The organism is Trueperella bialowiezensis (genome assembly GCF_900637955.1).
In the GTDB taxonomy this organism is placed as follows: Bacteria; Actinomycetota; Actinomycetes; order Actinomycetales; family Actinomycetaceae; genus Trueperella; species Trueperella bialowiezensis.
This window is the reverse complement of the sequence record NZ_LR134476.1, coordinates 66431-80095: the sequence shown is the minus strand read 5'-3', so window position 1 is coordinate 80095 and position 13665 is coordinate 66431. Positions and strand designations below refer to the sequence as shown.

The 13665-nt window shown below is 58.7% G+C and carries 9 protein-coding genes; 2 read left to right on the top strand and 7 right to left on the bottom strand.

Annotated features, from left to right (window positions below; genetic code table 11):
- Position 1: 1 nt before the first annotated feature.
- Genes rapZ through uvrA form a run of 3 tightly spaced genes read right to left on the bottom strand, consistent with a single transcriptional unit; the run spans position 2 to position 5784 of the window.
- On the bottom strand, positions 2-958 hold the full coding sequence (gene rapZ / locus EL234_RS00385; RefSeq protein WP_126415610.1) for an RNase adapter RapZ: 957 nt from the start codon (positions 956-958) through the stop codon (positions 2-4).
- A 4-nt stretch (positions 959-962) separates the two neighbouring features.
- Positions 963-2921 carry an excinuclease ABC subunit UvrC gene (uvrC, locus tag EL234_RS00380; RefSeq protein WP_126415609.1) on the bottom strand — a complete coding sequence of 653 codons (1959 nt, stop codon included), beginning with the start codon at positions 2919-2921 and terminating at the stop codon, positions 963-965.
- Positions 2905-5784 (bottom strand): excinuclease ABC subunit UvrA, encoded by a 2880-nt coding sequence (uvrA, locus tag EL234_RS00375; RefSeq protein WP_126415608.1) that lies wholly within the window; start codon positions 5782-5784, stop codon positions 2905-2907. Before uvrA ends, uvrC begins: the two co-directional genes overlap by 17 nt.
- A gap of 133 nt (positions 5785-5917) precedes the next feature.
- Here uvrA and EL234_RS00370 point away from each other — a divergent pair, with 133 nt between their 5' ends.
- A complete protein-coding gene (locus EL234_RS00370) occupies positions 5918-6883 on the top strand; it encodes a bile acid:sodium symporter family protein (RefSeq protein WP_126415607.1) in 966 nt (321 codons plus the stop codon).
- Here the strand turns inward: EL234_RS00370 and EL234_RS00365 are convergent.
- From EL234_RS00365 to rpsA, 4 genes are all read right to left on the bottom strand, one after another.
- Entirely contained in the window at positions 6880-7965 is a 1086-nt protein-coding gene (locus tag EL234_RS00365) for a TerC family protein (protein ID WP_126417189.1), read from the bottom strand. The genes EL234_RS00370 and EL234_RS00365 overlap by 4 nt on opposite strands.
- Positions 7966-8202: 237 nt before the next feature.
- A complete protein-coding gene (gene uvrB, locus EL234_RS00360; RefSeq protein WP_126415606.1) occupies positions 8203-10251 on the bottom strand; it encodes an excinuclease ABC subunit UvrB in 2049 nt (682 codons plus the stop codon).
- 66 nt (positions 10252-10317) lie between these two features.
- On the bottom strand, positions 10318-11157 hold the full coding sequence (gene coaE / locus EL234_RS00355; protein WP_126415605.1) for a dephospho-CoA kinase: 840 nt from the start codon (positions 11155-11157) through the stop codon (positions 10318-10320).
- An 89-nt stretch (positions 11158-11246) separates the two neighbouring features.
- Positions 11247-12704, bottom strand: a complete 1458-nt coding sequence (gene rpsA, locus EL234_RS00350) for a 30S ribosomal protein S1 (protein ID WP_126415604.1) — start codon at positions 12702-12704, stop codon at positions 11247-11249.
- A gap of 152 nt (positions 12705-12856) precedes the next feature.
- Between rpsA and EL234_RS00345 the strand changes: the two genes are divergently transcribed.
- On the top strand, positions 12857-13654 hold the full coding sequence (locus EL234_RS00345) for a class I SAM-dependent methyltransferase (RefSeq protein WP_126415603.1): 798 nt from the start codon (positions 12857-12859) through the stop codon (positions 13652-13654).
- Positions 13655-13665: the final 11 nt, after the last annotated feature.

Here is a 13665-nt window from a genome sequence, read left to right as displayed (position 1 = left end):
GTCATTCACGCCCCAGATCCCGGTGTAGCGTACGCACCTGGTGTCCGCGCCCGCGCATGATCTCGCTGAGCTTTTCACTCATCGCAACCGACCTGTGCTTCCCGCCTGTACAGCCAATCGCGATTGTCACGTAGGGTTTGAGTTCGTGTTTGTAGCCCTCAAAAATGGGTTCCAGCAGGTCGGCGTAGCCCTGAATGAATTCTTCTGCCCCGTCCACACTCAACACGAAATCAGCCACCGGCTCGTCACGGCCAGTCAGATGCCGTAGCTCGCTCACCCAGTACGGGTTGGGCAAGAAACGCACGTCTGCTACGTGATCGGCGTCCATCGGCAGGCCGTACTTGAATCCAAACGACATGATCGTCACATGCGGATCATCCGTACCCGATTCCTGCAGACGGGCTCGAATCTTACGAGACAGATCATGGACCGTCAGGTCCGAGGTGTCGATGAAAATATCTGCCCGGTTCCGCAGCTCAGTGAGTACCTGCCGCTCGTGCATAATCCCGTCAAGCAAGCGCCCATCACCCTGCAGCGGATGCGGGCGGCGAACCGATTCGAAACGGCGAACCAGCACGTCGTCGCGAGCGTCAAGGAACATGATCCGATAGTCGAGTTTGCGTTGCGACAGCTCATCAAGCACCCCAACGAGCTCTTGGAAATATCCGCGCGAACGCACGTCGACGACGGCGGCCAAGCGGCGTACGGGCGAACCGTCTGCTGGAGACATCATCCCGGCGAGCGCAGCGAGCAGCCGCGGTGGCAGGTTATCAACCACATACCAGCCCAGATCCTCGAGCGTGGCACCCGCACGGGAACGCCCAGCACCAGACATGCCCGTAATAATCAGGATTTCGGGTAGCTCGGCCGCAGGTAGCACCGTTTCCCGATCAAGTTCGGGAACAATAGGCGGTATCTTTCCGGTGTCATCGATGTCACTGTACGGGATCTTTTCCATACCCCTATGGTGCCAGTTTTTCGTCTGACTTTCCGGAGAAATGATCGTATACGGTTTGAGCGAGAACGGGCCCGATCCCAGAAACTTCTTGCAGCTGCTCCACCGACGCCTTCTTAATCCGCGCTAACGACTTAAAGTGCTTGAGCAGAGCCGTCTGTTTTGCTGGCCCCAGCCCGGGAACCTCGTCGAGGGCCGAACGAGTCATCGCCTTCGAACGTTTCTTCCGATGGAAAGTAATCGCAAACCGGTGCGACTCATCGCGTAAATATTGCAACATGCGTAGCGCGGGTGACGACCGGGAAAGAATCAACGGGAAGTTCTCCCCCGGAATCCAAATCTCTTCGAGTCTTTTCGCCAGCCCAATCACCGTGACGTCGGCACCGAGCTCGTCGACGACGCGCTGCGCCGCATTCACCTGCGGCAGGCCGCCATCAACAACGATCAAGTCCGGACGGTAGGCAAAGCGCGGAGCAACACCCTGCTCGGAATCGGCCGCTGGTTGTTCGTCAAGCCGGCTGAGCCGACGTCGTAAAACCTCATCCATCGCAGCCGTGTCGTCACGAGCGCCCTCGCCGTCAGGTCCCCGAACAATGAAATGCCGGTAGTCAGACTTTTTAGGCAGCCCATCTTCAAACACGACCATCGAGCCCACCTGGTTGGTGCCCTGCGTGTGCGAAATGTCGTAGCCCTCAATGCGCAACGGCGCCCGGGGCAGATCAAGCCCTTCGCGCAGCTCTTCGAGGGCTTGTGACCTCTGCGTAATATCTCCCGATCTGGCAAGCTTGTGCCGTTGCAAAGCCTGAACGGCGTTCGTGTGCACGGTGTCCATGAGCCCGGCTTTCGGCCCGCGCTGCGGACGCTTGATTGCAACTTTCGCACCGCGCAGTTCACTGAGCCACGCTTCAAGTGAATCCGCATCGGAGGGCATGTGCGGCACCCAAATTTCGCGCGGCATGGCGTGTGCTGCCGTGTGTTCGACGTCGTCAACTGAGCGCGCTTGGGACTTCTTGCGCGTGCCCGACCCCTTGGCGAAATGCCCATAGACTTGGAGCAACAACTGGCTCACTAGGCCTGCCGCGTCCTCGTCCTCAATCGTGGTCACCCAACCACGCTGGCCGCGAATCCGCCCACCACGAATATGGAAGACCTGCACGGAGGCCTCAAGTTCGTCGAACTCCAGCCCGAAGGCATCTGCTTCCACATCCGAATCGAACACCACCGTATTCCGCTCAGCCACGGTCTCAAGCGCCTTGACGTCGTCGCGTAGCTTGGCTGCCCGCTCGTAGTCCTGCACCGAGGCCGCCTCGATCATGGCCTCCCGCTTCTCCCGGATCAGCTCCTCACCCGTACCGTCCAAGAAACGGATCATCCGCTTGGCGATATCGCGGTGTTCCTCTTCGCTGACCCGCCCCACACACGGCGCAGAACACTTGTCGATATAGCCGAACAAACACGGCCGGCCACTGCGTTCGGCCTGCCGGAAGACGCCCGCACTACAGGACCTCATCGGAAACACGCGCAGCAGCTCATCGAGAGATTCACGGACCGCCCACACTTTCGTGTACGGGCCGTAATAGCGGTTTCCCCGCTTATGTTCGGCGCGGGTGACCATGACACGCGGAAACTTCTCACTCATCGTAATCGCCAGATAGGGATACGACTTGTCGTCGCGATACATGACGTTAAATCGCGGCGCAAACTCCTTGATCCACGAGTATTCGAGCGTGAGCGCCTCAATTTCGCTGGCAACGACCACCCATTCCACGCGCGAAGCTGTGAACACCATCTGGCGGGTGCGCACGTGGAGCAGATCCGGATCTTGGAAGTAGTTGAGCAGCCGGTTTCTCAGCGACTTGGCTTTGCCCACGTAGATCACCCGGCCGTCGTCGTCAATAAAACGATAGACGCCCGGATCCGTGGGGATATCGGCCGTGCGCGGCCGGTAACTAGCCGGATCTGCCATTGATCGTGCCTGCCTTGGCCAGGATCGGTTTCAAATAGCGGCCCGTATGCGACGCGTCTTCCAACGCCACCTGCTCCGGAGTGCCCTCAGCGACGACGAGCCCGCCACCCTTTCCGCCTTCCGGTCCGAGGTCAATCACCCAGTCGGCACACTTGATGACGTCCAAGTTGTGCTCGATCACGATCACCGTGTTGCCCTTGTCAGTCAGCTCTTGGAGCACGCCGAGCAGCTTGCGCACGTCTTCAAAGTGCAGGCCGGTGGTCGGTTCGTCGAGCATGTACACTGTCCGTCCAGACGAACGCTTGTGCAGCTCAGATGCGAGCTTGACACGCTGGGCTTCGCCTCCAGATAGCGTGGTGGCCGGCTGGCCGAGCGTGATGTAACCCAAGCCCACCGATTCCAAGACGTCCAAATATTTGGTAATCCGGTTGACGTTACCGAAGAATTCTTTGGCTTGCGAGATCGTCATGTCGAGAACTTCGGCTACGTTCTTACCCTTGTAGCGCACTTCGAGGGTTTCCCTGTTGTAGCGCGTGCCGTGGCAGACCTCGCAGGGCACGTAAACATCGGGCAGGAAGTTCATTTCGATCTTCAGCGTGCCATCGCCCGAGCATGATTCACAGCGCCCGCCCTTGACGTTGAACGAAAACCTGCCCGGCCCGTATCCGCGGATCTTCGCCTCTTCCGTTTCCGAAAACAGTTTTCGGATCGGATCCCACATGCCCGTATAGGTTGCCGGATTGGACCGCGGCGTGCGCCCGATCGGCGACTGATCAACATGCACCACCTTGTCCAGGTTGTCGAGCCCCTTAACCTTGCCGTGTTTACCAGGCAGGGACTGTGCGTGGTTGAGCTTGTTGGCGAGCACCTTGTACAGGATCTCGTTAACGAGCGATGACTTGCCCGAACCAGAGACGCCAGTGACGGCCGTGAACACCCCGATCGGGAATTTCACGTCGATATTACGCAGGTTGTTTTCCCGCGCGCCCGTCACTTCGATCTGTTTGGTTTTATAGGTACGACGCCGTTTGGCCGGCACCTCGATCTGCGCCCGCCCGCTGAGGTAGGCTCCCGTGATCGATTCTTCGCACTCAAGCAGGCCATCCGGCTCTCCGTTATAGACGATCTGCCCGCCGTGTTCACCCGCCTTCGGGCCGATGTCGACCACCCAGTCGGCATGCCGGATCGTGTCCTCATCATGCTCGACGACGATGAGCGTATTGCCCAGATCGCGTAGCCTAAGCAGCGCGCCCAGGAGCTTTTCGTTGTCGCGTTGGTGCAAACCAATCGACGGCTCGTCAAGCACGTAGAGTACGCCCACGAGACCCGCCCCGATCTGTGTGGCGAGGCGGATGCGCTGGGCCTCTCCACCCGATAGCGTGCCTGCAGAACGAGACAGGGTGAGGTAATTGAGCCCGACCGTGACAAGGAAGTTCAGCCTATCCAAAATCTCCTTGAGGACGGCGTTCGCGATCTTCTGCTCCCGCTCCCCCAGTTTGATTCCAGCAAGATAGTCACGCGCCTCGGCAATCGACAGCTCGGTCAGCTCGTGAATGTTAAGCTCGCCCACGCGCACGGCGAGAACCTCGGGGCGCAACCGCGCACCCCCACACACCGCGCACGTAATATCTCGCATGAAACCCTGGTAGCGTTCCTTCGACCATTCCGACGACGTCTCATCATGCTTACGCCGCACGAAATGAAGCACGCCTTCAAAACCGGTGGAATAGATCTTTTCCCGGCCCCAGCGGTTGCGGTAGCGCATCTTGATCTTGAAATCCTTACCGTTCAAGATCGCGTCACGCACCTCGGGGCTGAGGTCCTTCCACTTCGTCTTCGTGTCAAAACCAAGTTCGTCGCCCAAGCCTTTGAGCTGGCGCATGTGGTAATCGCGAGCCGGAGCTGACGCAGTCACCGACCACGGCACGATCGCACCCTCGTCGATGGTGAGATCCTCGTCGGGTACCACGAGATCGGGCGCCACCTGCACTTTGTAGCCGATGCCATCACACTCCGGGCAGGAGCCATAGGGCGCGTTAAAGGAGAACGTGCGCGGTTCGATTTCGTCAATCTCCAGATCGTGGCCGTTCGGGCAGGATCGAAACTCGGAGAATTTCCGTTCCCGTTTCGGATCGTCCGCGTCCAGATCCACGAAGTCAACAATGAGCACGCCTTCAGCGAGCCGCAGCGCCGTTTCTACAGAATCAGTCAGGCGAGAGCGCATGCCATCCCGGATAGCGAGGCGATCCACGATGACGTCGATGTCGTGCTTCTTCGTTTTGGCGAGCTTGGGAGGCGAATCGAGGCGGACAAGCTCGCCGTCCACCCGCGCGCGGGAATATCCATCCGCGGCCAGGGTTCGGAAAATCTCCTCATGCTGGCCCTTACGCCCGCGCACCACTGGCGCAAGAATCTGAAAACGCGTGCCCTCGGCAAGCCCAAGAAGCGTATCCACAATCTTTTCAGCTGGCTGAGCTTCGATGACCTCGTCACACACGGGGCAGTGCTGGGTGCCAGCGCGAGCATACAAGAGCCGAAGGTAATCGTAGACCTCCGTAATCGTGCCCACAGTCGAACGCGGATTACGGTTCGTTGACTTTTGGTCGATCGACACCGCGGGCGAGAGCCCCTCAATGAAGTCAACATCCGGCTTATCCATCTGGCCGAGGAACTGGCGCGCATAGGCCGACAGCGACTCGACGTAGCGGCGCTGCCCCTCGGCAAAAATCGTGTCGAAAGCCAGCGATGACTTGCCAGAACCCGACAGCCCGGTAAACACGACCATCGCGTCACGCGGGATGTCTAACGTGACGTTTTGCAGGTTGTGTTCGCGGGCTCCGTGAATGTGAATGTTCTTATGCACGGGTCTAAGTATAGGCAATCGCTCCGACACTTCCGAACGCACGTTTGAAGATCACGCTACAGTGTGGATGACGTGCAAAAATATGTGGAGTACGTGCGATATCGCGTGCGGCCGGTGGCATAGAATAGCGCTCATGGTGTCCAGACTGCGGAGCTTTAAACCCGACTTCCTTCTGACCGGCATCGTCACAGCCCTCATCTTGGGCTTGGTGATACCCGTTCCCGACGACGTCGCGGCGGGCTTGTCGATTGCCGCCGATATTGGCGTCGCTATGGTCTTCCTCGTCTATGGCATGCGCCTACGCACCTCCGAAGTAATCGAGGGTCTAAAGAACGTCAAACTCCAAGGCGCGGTTCTTGCGACGACGTACGTCATCTTCCCGCTCGTAGGTCTTGCCTTTTATTGGATAACCGGCTCATTCATCGGAACCGCATTTGCTACAGGCCTGCTCTACCTGAGTTTGCTGCCGTCCACCGTGCAATCATCCGTCACGTTCGTGTCGATTGCGCGCGGAGACGTGGCAGCTGCCGTATGTGCCGCCACGATCTCGAACATTCTCGGCATGTTCATCACGCCCCTGCTCGTCCTCATTTTCATGGACCTAGGCGGGGCGTCCACCGGCGGAATCGATTCGGTGTTGCTCAAACTGCTGTTGCCCTTCGTCGTCGGGCAACTTCTTCAACCCAAAGTTGGCGAGTGGATGCGCGCCCACCGCAATATCACCAGGATCACCGATAACTCTGCGATCATCCTCGTGGTGTTTTCCGCCGTCGTCAAAGCCACAAACGACGGCGCGTGGAGCTCAGTGACGATCGGCGGATTCGCCGTGCTCGTCGTCGTCCTCGCACTCATGCTCGCAATTATTTTCGCGTTCACGTGGCACGGCGGAAAACTCCTCGGATTTGCGCGCGCTCAAAAAATCGTGCTTCTTATGTGCGGGTCAAAGAAATCACTTGCCACCGGGCTGCCGATGGCGAAAGCTCTCTTTGACCCGGCACTTGTCGGAGCGATAGCCGTGCCCGTCATTATTTTCCACCAGATGCAACTCATGGTAGCCGCCGTGATTGCACGCAGACTGGGCTCGGAAGCGGACAACTAGACGCGGTCGTCCTCGTCGTCGTGCGGGTCAACCGATAGAGACGGCGCGGGTCGTTCGTGCGGGCCAGTCTCTGCCGCGATCTCCGCAGCCGAGGTCACAGTTGGCCACTTCTTCGCACCCCAAATCGATGCGATGACCGTAATCCCGATCGCAATAAGAATAACGATGACGGACTGCACCGGAGTCGGCTCCGGAATGAACGTGAGCATGTCGTATCCGTGGAATGCGTGCACGAGCAGCTTCAGCGCAATGAAGCCCAGGATGAAGGCCAGGCCGAAATGCAGGTAGATGAGCTTGTCGAGCAGGCCGTCCACGAGGAAGTAGAGCTGGCGCAGGCCAAGCAGTGAGAACGCGTTCGCCGCGAACACGATGAACGGCTCGGAGGTCAGACCGTAAATAGCTGGGATCGAGTCGAGGGCGAACATGATGTCAACTGAACCAATGGCGATCACGCACAGCATGAGCGGAGTGATCCACGTCTTGCCATCACGGCGCACCACTAAACGCTGCCCCACATAGCCGTCGGTAACACGGAAAATCCGCGAGACAAAGCGGGTAAGCGCGTTCGGCTGGTATTCGTCCGACGGATCGGCAGCGTTCGGATTGCGTCTGTCTCTTTCTTGCTCCACCCCGTCCTTGATCTGGTCGATCGCGGTGTAGAGCATCCACGCGCCGAAAATGAAGAATACCCACGCGAATTGCTCGATGATTGCGGCAGCCACCATGATGAAAGCGAAACGCAACACGAGGGCAATGACAATGCCCCACATGACCACCTTTTGCTGGTAGATCCGTGGCACGCGGAAAGCTGCGATGATGATAATGAAGACGAAAATGTTATCGAGCGATAGTGACTTTTCGGTGAGATAACCAGCAAAGTATTCGGTCGCAAATTCCGGGCTGTGCCGGAAATACATGAGCACACCGAAAAGCAGTGCGATCGCGATGTAGAACACCGACCAGATCGCGGCTTCCTTGAGGGTCGGTTCGTGCGGTTTACGCACGTGCCCAAGAAGATCCCACAGGATCATGACGAAGATAATCGCGAAGAGTGCGAACCACTCCCACGTGTGAACAACCATCGCATCGGCTGAATTGGCTGCTGTTGCAAGTGCTGTATGAAATAGCCCAGACGTGGTCATGAGGCTCCTTCCGGTACGTTAGAGAAATACCGGAGGTCTCTTCCCGCCCTGTGGGCCTCGACCCGGGCTGACGCCGTCTTGACGAGTCGATGTTATTCGGGAATACTCCCCTCCGCCACGATGATCTTAACTGATCGAATCGGACCCGGCGAGTACTGATCGTGTGATTTCGCGCGCCTAGGCGTTATCGATCTGGCGGATCTCTTTCTTCACATCCTCGATCTCATCACGCAGCCTGGCGGCAAGCTCGAATTGAAGCTGCTCCGCCGCGGCATGCATTTGCTCGGTGAGATCTTCGAGCAGTTGGCGAATTTCGCGGCCGTCGCTCGGCAGCCTGTCCACAACCGAGCGTTCTTTTCGATATCCACCTTCGAGTAGCTGCTCGGTATCGATATCTTCGCGGGCGAGCATGTCCGTCACGTCCGAAATCTTCTTCCGTAGCGGCGTGGGATCGATGCCGTGGGCCGTGTTGTAGGCGATTTGCTTTTCACGACGCCGGTTGGTTTCGTCGATTGCCTCTTTCATGTTCGGCGTGATTTCGTCGGCATACATGTGGACTTGGCCAGACACGTTACGCGCCGCACGCCCGATGGTCTGGATGAGCGACGTCGTCGAGCGCAAGAAACCCTGCTTGTCCGCGTCCAAGATCGCGACAAGCGAGACTTCGGGCAGATCGAGACCCTCTCGCAGCAGGTTGATACCAACGAGCACGTCAAACTTGCCGAGTCGCAGCTCGCGCAGCAGCTCGACGCGGCGTAGCGTATCGACGTCGGAATGTAAATATTCGACCCGGATGCCGCGCTCTGCCAGATAATCCGTGAGGTCTTCGGCCATCTTCTTCGTCAGCGTAGTCACGAGCACGCGTTCATCACGCTCGGCACGGATCCGTACCTGCTCCAACAGATCGTCGATCTGGCCCTGCGTGGGCTTGACGACTATTTCTGGATCAACGAGGCCGGTGGGGCGAATAATCTGTTCCACCACGCCGTCAGATTTCTCCAACTCGTATTTGCCCGGCGTTGCCGACAGGTAGACTGTCTGCCCGATGCGCTCCAAGAATTCTTCCCATTTCAGCGGGCGATTATCGAGTGCTGACGGAAGCCGGAAGCCGTGCTCGACCAGCGTGCGTTTGCGGGACATGTCGCCTTCGTACATCGCTCCGATCTGCGGAACGGTCACGTGCGATTCGTCGATGACGAGTACGAAGTCCTCGGGAAAATAGTCCAGCAGCGTGTGCGGGGGCGTCCCCGGTCCGCGCCCGTCAATGTGCCGGGAATAGTTCTCGATCCCCGCACAGGTGCCGAGGTTGCGGATCATTTCCAGATCAAAAGTAGTGCGCATTTCGAGCCGCTGCGCCTCAAGGAGCTTGCCCTGGTCGCGTAGTTCGCCCAGGCGCCAATCCAATTCCTCTTGAATCGAGTTCAGAGCACGTTCCATACGCTCCGGCCCGGCCACATAATGCGAGGCCGGGAAAATGTGGGCGTGGTCGGATTCGCGGATGACGTTTCCCGTCAGCGGGTGTAGCAGAGAGATCGCGTCGATCTCATCGCCAAAGAATTCGATTCGCACCGCGAGTTCTTCGTATACCGGGATGATTTCCACCGTGTCGCCCCGTACGCGGAACGTTCCCCGCGTGAAGGCCATGTCGTTGCGAGTGTACTGCATTGACACAAAGTGCTTGAGCAGAGCATCCCTATCCAACTGCTGGCCAACTTTTAGTTGCACCATCCGATCCACGTATTCTTGCGGGGTACCCAAACCGTAGATACACGAGACCGAGGCGACCACGACGACGTCACGCCGGGTGAGCAACGAGTTCGTGGCGGAGTGCCGTAGCCGTTCAACCTCGTCGTTAATCGACGAGTCCTTCTCAATGTACGTGTCCGTTTGTGGCACGTACGCTTCAGGTTGGTAGTAGTCGTAATAGGAGACGAAGTATTCGACCGCGTTGTTCGGCAACAGTTCACGAAACTCGGCTGCCATCTGTGCTGCCAGCGTCTTGTTCGGCTCCATGATCAAAGTCGGCCGCTGAATTTGCTCCACCAGCCACGCCGTCGTCGCCGACTTTCCCGTACCAGTAGCACCAAGGAGCACGACGTCGCTCTCCCCGTTATTAATCCGTTCCGCGAGCTCTTTAATCGCCTGCGGCTGGTCACCGGACGGGGTGTATTCCGTAATAACCTCAAACGGCGCCTCGGCGCGTACGATATCACTGACTGGCTGCATGGCTTTAGGCTAATGCTTTCTGGTAACGATGGCGCAGTTAGTTTGCCGACAGGGAACCTGTGCCGACTACCGGAGCCGGGCGCGAAGATTCAGCGCGGGGTTAGCGTGCCGCCAGTGCTCACCGGCATTCACCCAGCCAGCCGCAGGTAGTTGATCGGGTGGTCCGTCAACAACCAGTTCGACAGGATCCACTGACACCGTCAAGCCGCGCGCTTCCAATCGCCGCACCTGCAGGTCGACTTCCTCGTTAAACAAGGCGCCCGTCGGCAGCGCACCGGAAGCATACTCTCCGGTATTCATGCGCTGAGCAAACGGAATCACCCAAGTGTGCCATACCTGTGTCAGCACATCGCGGAAGTCGGATTCCCCGGCGTCGTTGGTGAGAACGACGTCGGAAATCGCAGCTCGCTGTTCGTCCGTCGCCTGAGCGGCAATACGCGCCCACGCCTCGTCCTCACTCATACCCCGCTCGGTAACAAGCCTGCGCACACGTTCATCTTCTGCCACGTTCACGCACACGTTCGCCGTCATCGCGAATTCGCCGGGCTGGCCCACGAGTAGCGGCACATCGTAGACGACGACGCCGCTCGGATCGGATAAATTCAGCTGGGTGATTCGGCGCTCAACTTCATCCGCAATCGCCGGATGCGTGATCGCATTGAGCGCCTCCCGCTCGTTGGGATCACTAAACACAATCTCGGCCAACGCCGACCGATCAAGCCGCCCTTCGGCATCGACGACGCGTGGCCAGCGGCGGGCGATCTTTGCAAGCGCGGGCGTTCCGGGCTCGACGACGTCGCGAGCCACCTGGTCGGCGTCGATGACATGCGCACCAAGTTCACCCCAGATCCGCGCAGCGGTCGATTTACCCGACCCGATCCCGCCAGTCAGCGCGAGCGTTAACATTGAGCCTCCCGTAGATAGTGCTGCAACGAGCCTGAAATAGCGAAGGAGGGAGCACCCCAAGGCACTCCCTCCCCCACGACTAATTCGGCTTAGTTGCCGGTCAGCTTCTCACGCAACGCGGCAAGCGCCTCGTCAGAAGCGAGCGTGCCGGCGTCGTCGCCACCGGACGAGTAGCTCGCCGGGATGTCGCCGCCACCCTGATCGGCTGACAGGGCTTCCGCGTCAGCCTGCTGGTGTGCAGCAACCTGCTCCTTGTGAGCCAACCAGCGCGCCTCAGCCGCAGCGTACTCGGCCTCCCACGCAGCCTGGTTCTCTTCGTAGCCTTCCAGCCACTCGTTCGCCTCGGGGTCGAAGCCCTCCGGGTACTTGTAGTTGCCGTCCTCATCGTATTCGGCGCTCATGCCGTACAGCGACGGATCGAAATCATCAGAGTTCGGATCCACACCTTCATTGGCCTGCTTGAGCGAGAGCGAAATACGACGACGCTCCAGATCAATATCGATGACCTTGACGAACACCTGGTCGCCAACCTTGGCCACCTGCTCGGGCAGATCAATGTGGCGCTGGGCGAGCTCGGAGATGTGCACGAGGCCCTCAATACCGTCCTCAACGCGCACGAAGGCACCGAACGGAACGAGCTTCGTGACGTTACCCGGCACGACCTCACCAATACGGTGGGTGCGTGCGAAGGTCTGCCACGGATCTTCCTGCGTCGCCTTGAGCGAGAGCGACACGCGCTCACGGTTCATATCAACATCGAGAACCTCGACGGTGACGGGCTGACCAACTTCAACAACCTCGGACGGGTGGTCGATGTGCTTCCAGGACAGTTCGGACACGTGAACGAGGCCGTCCACGCCGCCCAGATCCACGAACGCACCAAAGTTGACGATCGAGGACACCACACCTTCACGAACCTGACCCTTCTGCAGGGTGTCAAGGAAGTGAGCGCGGATCTCGGACTGCGACTGCTCGAGCCACGCACGGCGCGAGAGCACAACGTTGTTACGGTTCTTATCGAGCTCGATAATCTTGGCCTGCAGTTCACGGCCAACGTAGGGCTGCAGATCACGCACGCGACGCATTTCAACAAGCGACGCCGGCAGGAAGCCGCGCAGACCAATATCGAGGATCAGGCCGCCCTTGACGACCTCAATAACGGAACCAGTGACAACGCCATCGGCTTCCTTGACCTGCTCGATCTTGTCCCATGCACGTTCGTACTGGGCGCGCTTCTTCGACAGCAGCAGGCGGCCTTCCTTGTCTTCCTTCTGGAGAACAAGAGCCTCAACCTGGTCACCAACTTCAACAACATCGTCAGGATCGATGTCATGCTTGATGGAAAGTTCTTTGGAGGGAATAACACCCTCGGTCTTGTAGCCGATGTCGAGAAGGACTTCGTCTCGATCTACCTTGACTACTGTGCCCTCAACGATATCGCCGTCGTTGAAGTATTTGATGGTTTCATCAACCGCGGCAATGAGATCTTCTTCAGTACCGATATCGTTGATCGCGACCTCAACGGAGGTCTGGTTGTTCGTGGTCATAGAGTTGGTGACTCCGGATTATTTACTAGTATGGACAATTACTTCATGGTGCCGAAGGATTTCCGCACCACCGGCCTATTTTACGGGTTTCACGCACGTGTGAGCAAGCCTAAAACCGGCCGTAAATGCCTAATTGACCACACTTGGAGGCCATGTTGACCGCAGGTTTCACTCCCGTTCACCCAAGCGACGATCCCGCCCGTGCGGCTCGGACCTGGTGGTCTGATAACGCGAAAGAATATTTGAGCCGTTACGGCGAAGTTCTTGGTGAAGCCGATTTCATCTGGGGACCAGAGGGTTTACGGGAACACGACGTCGAACTGCTCGGCTCGCCCACAAGTCTGCGCGGCAAAAGAATTCTTGAGATCGGATCGGGAGCTGCCCAGTGTTCGCGTTACTTGGCTAAGCTTGGCCTCGACGTCGTCGCCTGCGATATCGCACCGGGCATGGTTGAGGCAGCACGGCAGCTGAACGCCGCCCATGGCACCGATTTCAGGGTAGAGGTGGCGGACGCCCGCGCACTGCCCTACCCGGCAGGCACGTTCGACGTCGTCTTCACCAGCTTCGGCGCACTCGATTTCGTCGCCGACCTGTGTGAGGTCCACCGCGAGATCCGTCGAGTGCTCAAGGCTGGCGGCAGCTGGGTGTTCTCGACCTCGCATCCCGTCAAGTGGTTCTTCGCCGACGACCCGGCCGCTTTCGACGTCACGCGCTCGTATTTTGACCGCACGCCCTACCTTGAACGCGACGACGACGGCACGCTGGAGTACGCCCAGTTCCACCACACGCTGGCAGACCACATTAACGCGCTCACCGATTCGGGCTTCCAGATCATCGAATGTGTGGAACCAGAATGGCCAGCCGGGCGCACCGTGGTGTGGGGATCGTGGGGGCCGATCCGATCCCAGAAAATCCCCGGCACGATCATTTTCTCTACCCGCGCCGTGTAACCACACCGCGG